A 12,447-nucleotide genomic window follows, 5' to 3' on the forward strand; every position below is an offset into this window, starting at 1 on the left:
TCGCCGGCTTTGCCGGCGAAGCAGCCGTAACCTGCAGGATCAGAACAAAGCTACAACCACCCAGCTATCTTCAGTAGGCAAATTGCCCAACTACTGAAACAATGCCCCCCTTTGTCAGCAGGTCGTACTGAAGAGGTAGTCGGGTGCAGATCCAGGGTCACTATGAGCTGAAGTTCGAGGCGGTGCGCGATGCCTTCGCCGCGTTGTTCGAGGATCCCCAGGAGCGTGGTGCCGCATTGTGCATCCAGGTTGGCGGGGAAACCGTGGTCGACCTGTGGGCCGGCAGCGCCGACAAGGATGGGCGCGAAGCCTGGCATAGCGACACGATCGCCAACCTGTTCTCGTGCACCAAGACCTTCACCGCCGTCACCGCGTTGCAGCTGGTGGGCGAGGGCAAGCTGGACCTCGACGTGCCGGTGACGCGCTACTGGCCCGAGTTCGCCCAGGCCGGCAAGGACAGCATCACCTTGCGCCAGTTGCTCAGCCATCGCGCTGGCTTGCCGGCCATTCGCCAGTTGCTGCCGGCCGAGGCCCTGTACGACTGGCAGGTGATGGTCGACGCGCTGGCCGCCGAGGCACCCTGGTGGACGCCTGGCACCGAGCACGGTTATGCCGCCATCACCTACGGCTGGCTGATCGGCGAGTTGATTCGCCGTGTCGATGGTCGAGGCCCTGGCGACTCCATCGTTGCCCGTACCGCCCGGCCACTGGGGCTGGATTTCCATGTCGGCCTGGCGGACAGCGAGTTCCATCGTGTGGCGCATATCGCCCGTGGCAAGGGCAATCCCGGCGATGCCGCGGCCCAGCGCCTGCTGCAGGTGACGATGCGTGAGCCCGAGGCGTTGTCGACCCGTGCATTCACCAATCCGCCGGCGATCCTCACCAGTACCAACAAGCCTGAATGGCGACGCATGCAGCAACCTGCGGCCAATGGCCACGGTAACGCGCGCAGCCTCGCAGGCTTCTATGCCGGCCTGCTCGACGGCAGCCTGCTCGAGTCCGAACTGCTCGACGAACTGACCCGTGAGCACAGCCTTGGCCAGGACCGTACCCTGCTGACCCAGACCCGTTTCGGCCTGGGTTGCATGCTTGACCAGCCTGGGGTGGCCAATGCCACCTTCGGCCTGGGCGCTCGCGCCTTTGGCCATCCCGGTGCCGGGGGGGCGGTGGGCTTCGCCGACCCTGAGCACGACGTGGCTTTCGGCTTTGTCACCAATACCCTCGGCCCCTATGTGCTGATGGATCCACGCGCGCAGAACCTGGTGCGCGTGCTTGCCGACTGCCTTTGATCGGGTAATGCGGGTGTTGCTCGAACCCTTTGACTATCCTCAATGCCACTGCCCGATGGGTATGGGCAAAATCCCTTCAATTTCATGGTGTATCGCTGATGTCTTCACATAAAACCTTAGCACTCGCGCTGTGCCTGACCATGACTGGCTGTGCCAGCCACTCGCAGGACGCCTCCAAGGACGGCAGCCTGAGCTGGTGGCCGTTTGGTTCCGACAAGGTCGCCGATCAGGAGGTGAAGGAGGCGGTCACCGAGAACGTGGCCAAGGCCGACGCCAAGTCCGAAAGCAGCAGCCGCTGGTGGTGGCCGTTCGGTGCCGATGACAAGAAGGGCGCGGTCGCGAGCGTGCCGAAGATCGACCAGAAGGCTACCCAGGCCTGGCTCGATCAGTACGAGCCGAAGGTGCGCGAAGCCATCAAGGGCAGCAAGTTCGAGCTGGAGCGTCGTGAGGACGTGCTGGCGGTGACTATTCCGGTGGATAGCTCCTACAACCCTGATCGCCCGAACATGCTGCTGCCGGCCACCCTCGGCCCGATCACCCAGGTGGCCAAGGTCATCGAGACCGACAGCAAGACCGCCTTGCTGATCCTCGGCCATGCCGACAGCAGCGGCGCCAGCGCCGCGAACCAGAAGCTCAGCCTCGAGCGTGCGGCCTCGGTGTCGGCGATTTTCCGTCTCAGCGGCCTGAAGCGTGATCGCCTGATGCTCAAGGGCATGGGTTCGGTGATGCCACGCGCCGCCAACGACAGCGCCGAGGGCCGCGCCCTGAACCGTCGCGTCGAACTGCTGCTGACCCCGCAGAACACCATGGTCGCACTGTTGGCCAAGTACCAGCAGGCCGCACCGGCGCCGACCGCGATGGTCGCGGCGCAGGATGCCAAGGCCCCGGTGACCAAGGCCGCCGACGTCAAGCCAACCGCCAAGGCCGCAGCCAAGCCAGCCGCGAAGAAGCCCGCCGCCAAGGCCAAGGCCAGCACCGCCGCGAAGAAGAAGCCAGCCGCAGCCAAACCTGCCGCGAAAAAGGCCGTAACCGACAAGAAAGTCGCCGCCAACAGCCCTGCGAAGACCAACTGATCGTCAAGGAAACGCAGTCATGACCCAATCCCTGGCCGATATGCGCCGCGACTATACCCGTGATGGCCTGGCCGAAGCCCAGGCCCCGGGGGAGCCGTTCGCGCTGTTCCACCAATGGTTTGCTGATGCGGTGAAGACCGAGCAGTTGCCGGTGGAAGCCAACGCCATGACCCTGGCGACCGTCGATGCCGACGGTCGTCCGCATTGTCGAGTGCTGCTGCTCAAGGCACTCGATACGCGCGGGTTCACCTTCTTCACCAACTACGAAAGCGCCAAGGGGCAACACATCGCGGCCAATCCATTCGCGGCGATGACGTTCTTCTGGCCGGCGCTGGAGCGTCAGGTGCGCATCGAGGGGCGGGTGGAGAAGGTCACGGCCAAGGAATCCGACGATTACTACCAGGTACGTCCGCTGGGCAGCCGCCTGGGTGCCTGGGCGTCGCCGCAGAGCCGGGTGATTGCCGATCGCGGGGAACTGGAGGGGCTGGTCAAGGCTACCGAGGCGCGGTTTTCCGAGACTCAGCCGCACTGTCCGGAACATTGGGGCGGCTATCGCCTGCTGCCGGAGCGTGTCGAGTTCTGGCAGGGGCGGGCCAGTCGACTGCATGATCGGCTGAACTATCGGCTAATCGAGGGCCAGTGGCTGCGCGAGCGCCTGGCGCCCTGAGGTGGGCGGGGCTGCGCCGCAGCCCCGCATTCATCTGTTTCATCTGAATCCTGCAGCTTCTCGCTCCAGCCACGCTGCCAATTCCTTGCGCCCGATCTTTTGTGCCCGCGCGCGCTCGAGCACTTCGAGCATGTATTCGCGCTTGAGTGGGTCCGTCCCCGCCAGCGACAGTGCCAGGTCACGGTCGATCCAAAGGCGCATGCGTACATACAGCCACCAGTGGAAGTACAGGCCGGCGACTGTCACAACGACGACGATGAAGTAATCCATGACTATCCTTTGTCTCGGCAGAAAGCTTGCGACACAGCCGTTGCTGGCTGTACTCGGGCTGAATGAAAACAATTTTATAACGATTGTGTCGTGACACTTGTCAAGACGAATAGTCTAATGGCTACCTGACTTACTGGAGATTGTCCCCATGCGTAAATCCGCTTTGCTGCTGGCCAGCTTCACCACCGTTTCGCTGCTGCTGGGCGGCTGCCAGTCGTCCCTGAGCGGCGACAGCTATTCCCGTGACGAGGCGCGTCGCGTGCAGACCGTGCGCATGGGTACCATCGAATCCCTGCGTCCGGTGAAGATCGAGGGCTCCAAGACCCCGATCGGCGGTGGCGCTGGCGCCATCGTCGGTGGTGTTGCCGGCAGCGCTGTAGGTGGTGGCCGTGGCAGCATCGTCGCCGCGGTGATCGGTGCCGTGGCCGGTGGCCTGGCTGGTTCCGCCGCCGAGGAAGGCCTGACCCGCACCCAGGGTGTCGAGATCACCGTGCGCGAAGACGACGGCAGCATGCGCGCCTACGTGCAGCAGGTGCAGCAGAACGAAATCTTCCGCGTCGGCGAGCGCGTGCGCATCATGACCGTGGGTGGCACCAGCCGCGTCACTCACTGATCGCTGAAACAAAGAACCCCGGACAGGCCAGGCCTGTCCGGGGTTTTCTTTTGCCTGCCGCGCGACAGGGTTTTACAGCCCGAGGATATCCCGCGCCACGGCCTCGGCGATGCGAATGCCGTCGACACCGGCGGACAGGATGCCGCCGGCATAGCCCGCGCCTTCCCCTGCCGGGAACAGTCCCTTGAGGTTGAGGCTCTGGAGGTCGGCGCCACGGGTGATGCGCAGTGGCGAGGAGGTGCGGGTCTCGATCCCGGTCAACACGGCGTCATGCAGGTTGTAGCCCTTGATCTGGCGGTCGAAGGCCGGCAGCGCTTCGCGGATCGCCTCGATGGCAAAGTCCGGCAGGCTAGGTGCCAGGTCGCCCAGGGTCACCCCAGGTTTGTACGATGGCTCGACGCTGCCCAGTGCGGTGGACGGCCGGCCGGCGACGAAGTCGCCGACCAACTGCGCCGGGGCCTGGTAATTGCTGCCGCCCATCACGTAGGCGTGCGCTTCCAGGCGCTCTTGCAGCTCGATGCCGGCCAGCGGGCCGCCCGGGTAGTCACGCTCGGGGTCGATGCCGACGACGATGCCGGAGTTGGCGTTACGCTCGTTGCGTGAATACTGGCTCATGCCGTTGGTGACCACCCGGCCTGGCTCGCTGGTGGCGGCGACCACGGTACCGCCTGGGCACATGCAGAAGCTGTACACCGAACGGCCGTTCTTGGCGTGGTGCACCAGTTTGTAGTCGGCGGCGCCGAGTTTCGGGTGGCCGGCGTACTTGCCCAGGCGAGCCTTGTCGATCAGCGATTGCGGGTGCTCGATACGGAAACCGACCGAGAACGGCTTGGCTTCCATGAACACGCCCTTGGCGTGGAGCATGCGGAAGGTGTCGCGGGCGCTGTGGCCGAGGGCCAGCACCACGTGACGCGACTGCAACTGCTCGCCGCTCTCCAGGACCAGGCCGGTGAGCTGCTCGCCGTCGACCAGCAGGTCGGTGACTTTCTGCTGGAAGCGCACTTCACCGCCCAGGTTGATGATTTCCTCGCGCATCTTCTCGACCATGCTGGTCAGGCGGAAGGTGCCGATGTGCGGCTTGTTGATGTAGAGGATCTCGTCCGGCGCGCCGGCCTTGACGAACTCTTCCAGGACCTTGCGGCCATGGTGCTGCGGGTCCTTGATCTGGCTGTACAGCTTGCCGTCGGAGAAGGTCCCGGCACCGCCCTCGCCGAACTGCACGTTGGACTCGGGGTTGAGCACGCTCTTGCGCCACAGGCCCCAGGTGTCCTTGGTGCGCTGGCGTACTTCCTTGCCGCGCTCGAGGACGATCGGCTTGAAGCCCATCTGTGCCAGCAGCAGGCCGGCGAAGATGCCGCAGGGGCCGAAACCGACCACGATCGGACGCTCCGGCAACTCGGCTGGGGCATGGCCGACGAACTTGTAGCTGACGTCCGGGGCAACGCCGATTTTCGGGTCGTCGGCGAAGGTCTTGAGCAGTTCGGCTTCGTTGCTGGCTTCGAGATCGATGGTGTAGATGAACAGCATCTCGCTGTTCTTCTTGCGCGCGTCGTAGCTGCGCTTGAACAGGGTGAAGCCGAGCAGTTGCTCGTCGCTGATGGCCAGGCGCTGGACGATGGCGGCGCGCAGCTCGTCGTCGGAATGGTCCAGGGGCAGCTTCAGTTCGTTGATTCGTAGCATGGCAGGATCCAGTATCCCGGCCATGGGGCGGCCGGCGGCTTTACACAAACCGCCAAGTATAAGCTGTTAGCCGCCCCGACTGGCAGGATAAAAGTACCCGGCGATCAGTTGTCGCGAGCGCCACCGTAGTAGCCACAGCCCTGCAGGGTCTTGCCGTCGATGCGCAGCTCGGCCTTGAGATGGCGGATGGCACCGGTGGCACCGTCGACGCAGCGCTGTGGTGCGAGCCACAGCTCGACCCGCTGGCCATTGGCTTCGCTGGACAGGGTCAGGCCGCCGCCGGGCATCTGCTCCTCGAGGAATGGCAGCGGCAGCGGGGCCTGGCCGATACGGTTGAGGACCATGCCCTTGCCGCTGGCCTTGATGTCCCAATCTGGCTCGTGGCCGCCGGCACGCAGGGTCAGCTGGCGGAAGTTGGGGTCCTCGCAGCCGCTGTACTCGGAGGTTTCCAGGCGATACAGACGGGTCACGTCAAGTTGGCCATCGTTGCCGGCCTGCTGGTTGCCGGTCAGGCGGCCGCGGACATCGGCGAACAGTTTGTCGCCGGCATCGTCGGCCAGGTTGGCGGCTTCCTGCAGGATGCCGGTACCGGCGGCGTCGTTGATGACGAACTGGCGGGCCTCGCTGCAGGGTTTGAACAACAGGTGGCCGCCTGCGGCACTCAGTTGGCCTTGCATGCGGGTGGTGCCGAGGTTCGGGTCGACCGGCTTGTCGGCCAGCATCTGGCAACCGGCGAACACGGGCAGCAGGGCGGTGAGCAGCAGGGAGGGGGTGAGACGCATGGGGCGGGCTCCGGTGTTCGGGCAAAAAGTGCCGGCCACGTTACCGAGCCTGTGGGGTGTCCACAAGAGGGACGGCCCTGTCGTGGGGCAAGCCCGCTCCCACGACAGCGTGTTTCCCAGCGGTAGGGCTGGCACTGCAATCCGGTGTTCGACAGGCAGAACAAAGGGCCCGAAGGCCCCTTGATCATTCACCCCCCGAGGTACGCGTCACGTACCTTCGGGTCGGTCAGCAGCGCTTCACCGGTGCCCTGCATCACCACCTTGCCGTTCTCCAGCACATAGGCGCGGTCGGCGATCTTCAGCGCCTGGTTGGCGTTCTGCTCCACCAGGAACACCGTCACGCCGTCGCGGCGCAGTTGTTCGATGATGTCGAAGATCTGCTGGATGATGATTGGCGCCAGGCCCAGCGACGGCTCGTCGAGCAGCAGCAGCTTGGGTTTGCTCATCAGCGCCCGCCCGATCGCCAGCATCTGCTGCTCGCCGCCGGACATGGTGCCGCCCCGCTGGATATAGCGTTCCTTCAGGCGCGGGAACAGGTGCAGGACCTTGTCCAGTTGCTCCTGGTAATCGCCCTTGCTGGTGAAGAAACCGCCCATGGCCAGGTTTTCCTCGACGGTCAGGCGAGCGAACACGCGGCGGCCTTCCGGCACCACCGCAATGCTCTTGCGCATGATGTGCGAAGACGGCTGGCCGACCAGTTCCTCGCCCAGGTACTTGATGCTGCCGGCACTTGCCTGGGGCGAACCGCACAGGGTCATCAGCAAGGTCGACTTGCCCGCGCCGTTGGCGCCGATCAGGGTGACGATTTCGCCCTGGTTGATCTCGACGTTGACGCTGTGCAGTGCCTGGATCTTGCCGTAGAAGGTGGAAACGTTCTCGAACTTCAGCATTTACGCCTCCCCCAGGTAGGCCTTGATCACATCAGGGTTGCCGCGGATCTCCTCCGGCGTGCCGTCGGCCAGGGGCGTGCCCTGGTTGATCACCACGATGTGGTCGGAAATGCTCATCACCAGCTTCATGTCGTGCTCGATCAGCAACACGGTCACATTGTGGGATTCGCGCAAGTAGGCGATGAGGGCCTTGAGGTCCTCGGTCTCCTTGGGGTTCAGGCCGGCGGCCGGCTCGTCGAGCATGATGATCCGCGGTTGGGTCATCATGCAGCGGGCGATTTCCAGGCGCCGTTGCTGGCCATAGGCGAGGGTGCCGGCGGTACGGTTGGCGAACTCGGTCAGGTTGACCTTCTCCAGCCAGTACTGCGCGCGTTCCATGGCTTGCTTCTCGCTGCGGCGGAAGCTCGGGGTCTTGAACAGGCCGGCGAAGAAGTTGGTGTTCAAGTGACGGTGCTGGGCGATCAGCAGGTTTTCCAGCGCGGTCATCTCCTTGAACAGGCGCACGTTCTGGAAGGTCCGCACCACGCCCTTGCGGGCGATCTGGTGGCCGGCCAGGCCCTGGATCGGCTGGCCGTCGAGCAGGATGGTGCCGCCGCTGGGCTTGTAGAAGCCGGTCAGGCAGTTGAATACGGTGGTCTTGCCGGCACCGTTCGGGCCGATCAGCGCCACCACCTGTTTTTCCTTGACGGTCAGGGCCACGCCATTGACCGCCAACAAGCCGCCGAAGCGCATGCTCAGGCCGCTGACTTGCAGAATTTCGCGGCTCATCGGCGCAACTCCAGGTGAGGACGTTGCATGGGCAGCAGGCCCTGCGGACGCCAGATCATCATCAATACCATCAGCGCACCGAACATCAGCATCCGGTATTCGCTGAACTCACGCATCATCTCCGGCAGCAGGATCATCACGATGGCTGCCAGGATCACCCCCAGCTGCGAACCCATGCCACCCAGCACGACGATGGCGAGGATGATCGCCGACTCGATGAAGGTGAACGATTCCGGTGTCACCAGGCCCTGACGGGCGGCGAAGAAGCTGCCGGCGAAACCGGCGAAGCAGGCGCCCAGGGTGAAGGCCGAGAGTTTGATCACGGTGGGGTTCAGGCCCAGCGCACGGCAAGCGATCTCGTCTTCGCGCAACGCTTCCCAGGCGCGGCCGATGGGCATGCGCAGCAGGCGGTTGATGACGAACAGCGCCAGCAATGCCAGCAGCAGGGCGACCAGGTAGAGGAAGATGACCTTGTTGATCGAGTTGTATTCCAGCCCGAAGAACTCGTGGAAGGTCTGCATACCCTCGGCGGCCTTGCGTTCGAAGGTCAGGCCGAAGAACTCCGGCTTGGGGATGTTGCTGATGCCGTTGGGGCCGCCGGTCCAGTCGGTGAGGTTACGCAGGAACAGGCGGATGATCTCGCCGAAGCCGAGGGTCACGATCGCCAGGTAGTCACCGCGCAGGCGCAGTACCGGGAAGCCGAGCAGGAAGCCGAAGGTAGCGGCCATCAGGCCGGCGATCGGCAGGCACACCCAGAAGCTCCAGCCCAGGTAGTGCGAGAGCATCGCGTAGCTGTAGGCACCGACCGCGTAGAAGCCGACATAGCCCAGGTCGAGCAGCCCCGCCAGGCCGACCACGATGTTCAGGCCCAGGCCCAGCAACACGTAGATCAGGATCAGGGTGGCGATGTCGACCGCGCCGCGCGAGCCGAAGAACGGCCAGACCAGCGCGGCCACGATCAGCCCCATGATCACCCAGCGCTGGGTCTTGGGCAGGGTGAGGAAGTTGGTCACCGATGCCGGTACCAGCTTGCGCTCGGAGCGATGTCCCATCACCGCGCTCCACTGCTTGTCGAACAGCACGCGCAGGAACATCAGCACCGAGCACGCGGCGATGATGCCGAGGGTGAACGAGCCCTGGCTGTGGACGACCAGGCTGATGCCGTCGATGCTCAGTTTCAGGCCCAGGACCGGGAAGGCCACGGCCCAGACCAGCAAGGCGCTGAACAACGCCTGTTTGAGATGTCTGTTCATACTTTTTCAACCTCCGGGCGGCCCAGGATGCCGGTCGGCCGGAACAACAGGACAAGAACCAAGAGACCGAATGCCACCACGTCCTTGTACTGGTCGCCGAAGATATCGGCGCCGAAGGCTTCGGCAACGCCCAGCACCAGCCCGCCGAGCATGGCGCCCGGAATGCTGCCGATGCCGCCCAGTACCGCCGCGGTGAAGGCCTTCAGGCCCACCAGGAAACCGGCGTTGGGGTTGATCACGCCGTACTGCATGCTCAGCAGCACGGCCGCCACCGCCGCCAGCGCGGCGCCGATGACGAAGGTCAGGGCGATGATGTTGTTGGTGTTGATGCCCAGCAGGTTGGCCATCTTGATGTCCTCGGCGCAGGCACGACAGGCGCGCCCCAGACGGGAACGGGAGATGAACAGGGTCAGGCAGGTCATGGCGATGAGGGTGACCGCGAACACCAGGATCTGCATGTACGAGACCAGCACTTCCTCCGCGCCGCCCGGGCCGAAGGAGAACGCGCCGGGGATCAGGTTGGGGATGGACTTGTCCTTGGAGTCCTGCGACAGCAGGACGGTGTTCTGCAGGAAGATCGACATGCCGATGGCGGAGATCAGCGGGATCAGCCGGTTGCTGTTGCGCAGCGGCCGGTAGGCGACCCGTTCGATGCTGTAGCCGTAGGCGCTGGTGACGCAGATCGTGGCGACGAAGGCCACGGTCATCAGGATCGGCAGGGAGTGGATGCCCATCATGGCCAGCCCGGCGAGGGCGATGAAGGCCACGTAGGAACCGATCATGTACACCTCGCCGTGGGCGAAGTTGATCATGCCGATGATGCCGTACACCATCGTGTAGCCGATGGCGATCAGGGCATAGGTACTGCCGATGGTCAATCCGTTAACCAGTTGTTGGAGGAAATGATAGATCTCAGGCATTACAGCGCTCCTAAAAACCTGATTTGCATTTCTCTGGCGGGGGTGACCCTGGCCCTTGGGGTCGCGTGGTCTTCGCCACGTGATCGATTTGCGGGCACAGCCAGGAGACCGCGGGTGACGGTTTTAAGATTTTCAGGTGAGCCGGCCCCCGGATCGCGGGAATCGGGCCCATGAACCTCGTAAAACAAAGCCCACTGCTCGCACAGTGGGCTTCTCGGTCAGCTATTCAGTCACGCAGTTACTGAGGGGAGACTTCGGTCTTCGGCTTGCCGAAGTGCCATTCGTAGACGACGAACTTGAAGTTCTTCAGGTCGCCCTTCTCGTCGTACGACAGCTCGCCGGTCGGGGTCTTGAAGGTGCCGGCGTGGATGGCTGCCGCCACCTTGGCGGTGTCTTCGGACTTGGCCGCCTTGATGCCGCCGGCGATCAGCTCGACTGCGGAGTAGGCCGGGAACACGAACGGACCGCTCGGGTCCTTGCCGTCGGCCTTGATGGCGTCGACGATGGCCTTGTTCTCAGGGTCGGCATCGAACGACTTCGGCAGGGTGACCAGCAAGCCTTCGGAGGCGCCCTGGGCGATCTGCGAGATGGAGTCGTTGCCCACGCCTTCCGGCCCCATGAACTTGGCTTTCAGGCCCTTCTCTTGCGCCTGGCGCAGGATCAGGCCCAGCTCTGGGTGATAGCCGCCGTAATAGACGAAGTCGACGTTGTTCTGCTTGAGCTTCTGGATGATCGAGGAGAAGTCCTTGTCACCGGCGTTCAGGCCTTCGAAGACGGCGACCTTGGTGCCTTTCTTCTCGAGGGTCTGCTTGACCGCGGTGGCGATGCCTTCACCGTACTGCTGCTTGTCGTGCAGGACGGCGACCACTTTCGGTTTGACGTGGTCGGCGATGTAGTTGCCGGCGGCCGGGCCCTGGGCGCTGTCCAGGCCGATGGTGCGGAAGATCAGCTTGTAGCCACGGGCGGTGATTTCCGGGGAGGTGGCGGCGGGGGTGATCATGATCACGCCTTCGTCTTCGTAGATGTCCGACGCAGGCTGGGTAGAGCTGGAGCACAGGTGGCCGACCACGAACTTGACGCCATCGTTGACCACTTTGTTGGCGACGGCCACGGCCTGTTTAGGGTCGCACGCGTCGTCGTATTCCACGGCTTCGAGTTGCTTGCCATCGACACCGCCCTTGGCGTTGATGTCCTTGATGGCCTGTTTGGCGCCGGTGAACTGCATGTCGCCGTATTGGGTGACCGGACCGGTCTTGGGACCTGCGATACCGATCTTGATGGTATCGGCGGCAAACGAATGGCTGGCAACCCCGGCCAGAACCATTGCGGCGAACAGCTTGGAAATCTTGATCATAGTGCTCCACTCATTCTGTTGTAATTCTTATAGTCCTGAGGCCAGGGCTACAGACCGGGCGGGATTCGCGGACTGGCTACGCCATGCCGTAACCCCACCTTCCCCCGGAACATGTCCCGGAACTGTACCGGTACAGTGTAGAGCGCCATCCGAGCGCTTGAAAAGCGGGCGAAAAGCGTCTGTTTTCGAGGGTGTCGCGTGATCGACATAAAGATACAGAAAAGCGCCATCACTTTGCCTGCATCTCACGCCCTTACCTGCAACTTCGGGCCTGATCGACCAAATTACATATTTGAAACCAGGTTTTTCTGCAAAAATACCGGCCTTTTTGTTGGCCGATTTTTCTTGCAGGTAGACCCATGACTGATCAAGTAAGCACCCTCTATGCCAAATTGCTCGGCGAGACCGCCGTCATCGAGTGGAAAGCCCTGGAGCGTTTCTGGGCGAAGGGTGACCTGATTTGGGTCGACCCGTCCCTCGACCTGATCACCGTTGCCGAGGCGATGGCCGAGAATCGCAGCGAGATCTTCACCAAGTGGCGCAATGATGGCGTGGTTGGGCCGGTCTCGGCCGAACAGGCGATGGACCTGCAAACCCGCGATCCAGAGATCTGGGCTGTGGTGGTTTCGCCCTTCATCGTGATCCAGACGAAGAAAGCGGAATAAACGTGCGCGTTTTTAGTGCGTAAAAACGCGCAGGCGCTTCAAGAGGGTGCGCGTTGACGCTCACGTAAGGTGGGGACAAGTAACAACGGTGGGGTGATTCGGCGGGGCGGTAACAGTTTACGGCATGCGTAATGGGCGGCTTCCGTGCAGTGCCCATCGCAGGCTATCGCCTGCTCCCACAATCGTCAGTTCTCACAGCAATCGCCAGCTTGCTAGCTGTCAC

Annotated in this window: 13 protein-coding genes; 5 read left to right on the top strand and 8 right to left on the bottom strand. The window is 63.4% G+C overall.

What is annotated here, in order from left to right; translation table 11 throughout:
* The first annotated feature begins 143 nt into the window (after positions 1-143).
* The 3 genes from F3J43_RS21170 to pdxH all read left to right on the top strand — a co-directional run bounded on the left by F3J43_RS21170 (position 144) and on the right by pdxH (position 3,029).
* Positions 144-1,289, top strand: coding sequence for a serine hydrolase domain-containing protein (locus tag F3J43_RS21170; RefSeq protein WP_166891535.1), 1,146 nt, complete (start codon positions 144-146; stop codon positions 1,287-1,289).
* A 98-nt stretch (positions 1,290-1,387) separates the two neighbouring features.
* A complete protein-coding gene (locus F3J43_RS21175; RefSeq protein WP_166891538.1) occupies positions 1,388-2,362 on the top strand; it encodes an OmpA family protein in 975 nt (324 codons plus the stop codon).
* A gap of 19 nt (positions 2,363-2,381) precedes the next feature.
* Positions 2,382-3,029, top strand: coding sequence for a pyridoxamine 5'-phosphate oxidase (pdxH, locus tag F3J43_RS21180; RefSeq protein WP_166891541.1), 648 nt, complete (start codon positions 2,382-2,384; stop codon positions 3,027-3,029).
* Between the two features lie 39 nt (positions 3,030-3,068).
* On the opposite strand, the gene F3J43_RS21185 is transcribed toward pdxH, so the two are convergent.
* Positions 3,069-3,299, bottom strand: coding sequence for a hypothetical protein (locus F3J43_RS21185; RefSeq protein WP_166891544.1), 231 nt, complete (start codon positions 3,297-3,299; stop codon positions 3,069-3,071).
* Between the two features lie 148 nt (positions 3,300-3,447).
* On the opposite strand from F3J43_RS21185, the gene F3J43_RS21190 reads away from it, so the two are divergent.
* Entirely contained in the window at positions 3,448-3,912 is a 465-nt protein-coding gene (locus tag F3J43_RS21190) for an outer membrane lipoprotein (protein WP_166891547.1), read from the top strand.
* A 72-nt stretch (positions 3,913-3,984) separates the two neighbouring features.
* Here F3J43_RS21190 and F3J43_RS21195 read toward each other — a convergent pair whose 3' ends face one another.
* The 7 genes from F3J43_RS21195 to F3J43_RS21225 form a co-directional block, all read right to left on the bottom strand.
* Positions 3,985-5,592 (bottom strand): NAD(P)/FAD-dependent oxidoreductase, encoded by a 1,608-nt coding sequence (locus tag F3J43_RS21195; RefSeq protein ID WP_166891550.1) that lies wholly within the window; start codon positions 5,590-5,592, stop codon positions 3,985-3,987.
* A gap of 104 nt (positions 5,593-5,696) precedes the next feature.
* Positions 5,697-6,374, bottom strand: a complete 678-nt coding sequence (locus tag F3J43_RS21200) for a COG3650 family protein (RefSeq protein WP_166891553.1) — start codon at positions 6,372-6,374, stop codon at positions 5,697-5,699.
* A 188-nt stretch (positions 6,375-6,562) separates the two neighbouring features.
* A complete protein-coding gene (locus F3J43_RS21205) occupies positions 6,563-7,264 on the bottom strand; it encodes an ABC transporter ATP-binding protein (RefSeq protein WP_166891556.1) in 702 nt (233 codons plus the stop codon).
* Positions 7,265-8,032, bottom strand: coding sequence for a high-affinity branched-chain amino acid ABC transporter ATP-binding protein LivG (gene livG / locus F3J43_RS21210; protein ID WP_166891559.1), 768 nt, complete (start codon positions 8,030-8,032; stop codon positions 7,265-7,267).
* A complete protein-coding gene (locus F3J43_RS21215; protein ID WP_166891562.1) occupies positions 8,029-9,285 on the bottom strand; it encodes a high-affinity branched-chain amino acid ABC transporter permease LivM in 1,257 nt (418 codons plus the stop codon). Before F3J43_RS21215 ends, livG begins: the two co-directional genes overlap by 4 nt.
* On the bottom strand, positions 9,282-10,205 hold the full coding sequence (gene livH / locus F3J43_RS21220; protein WP_166891565.1) for a high-affinity branched-chain amino acid ABC transporter permease LivH: 924 nt from the start codon (positions 10,203-10,205) through the stop codon (positions 9,282-9,284). The genes F3J43_RS21215 and livH overlap by 4 nt, the downstream gene beginning before the upstream one ends.
* Positions 10,206-10,443: 238 nt before the next feature.
* Positions 10,444-11,556 (bottom strand): branched-chain amino acid ABC transporter substrate-binding protein, encoded by a 1,113-nt coding sequence (locus tag F3J43_RS21225; protein WP_502706623.1) that lies wholly within the window; start codon positions 11,554-11,556, stop codon positions 10,444-10,446.
* Between the two features lie 362 nt (positions 11,557-11,918).
* On the opposite strand from F3J43_RS21225, the gene F3J43_RS21230 reads away from it, so the two are divergent.
* Entirely contained in the window at positions 11,919-12,224 is a 306-nt protein-coding gene (locus tag F3J43_RS21230; protein ID WP_166891570.1) for a DUF2288 domain-containing protein, read from the top strand.
* Positions 12,225-12,447 lie beyond the last annotated feature (223 nt).

It is taken from the genome of Pantoea sp. Cy-639 (assembly GCF_011752525.1).
Taxonomy (GTDB): domain Bacteria; phylum Pseudomonadota; class Gammaproteobacteria; order Pseudomonadales; family Pseudomonadaceae; genus Aquipseudomonas.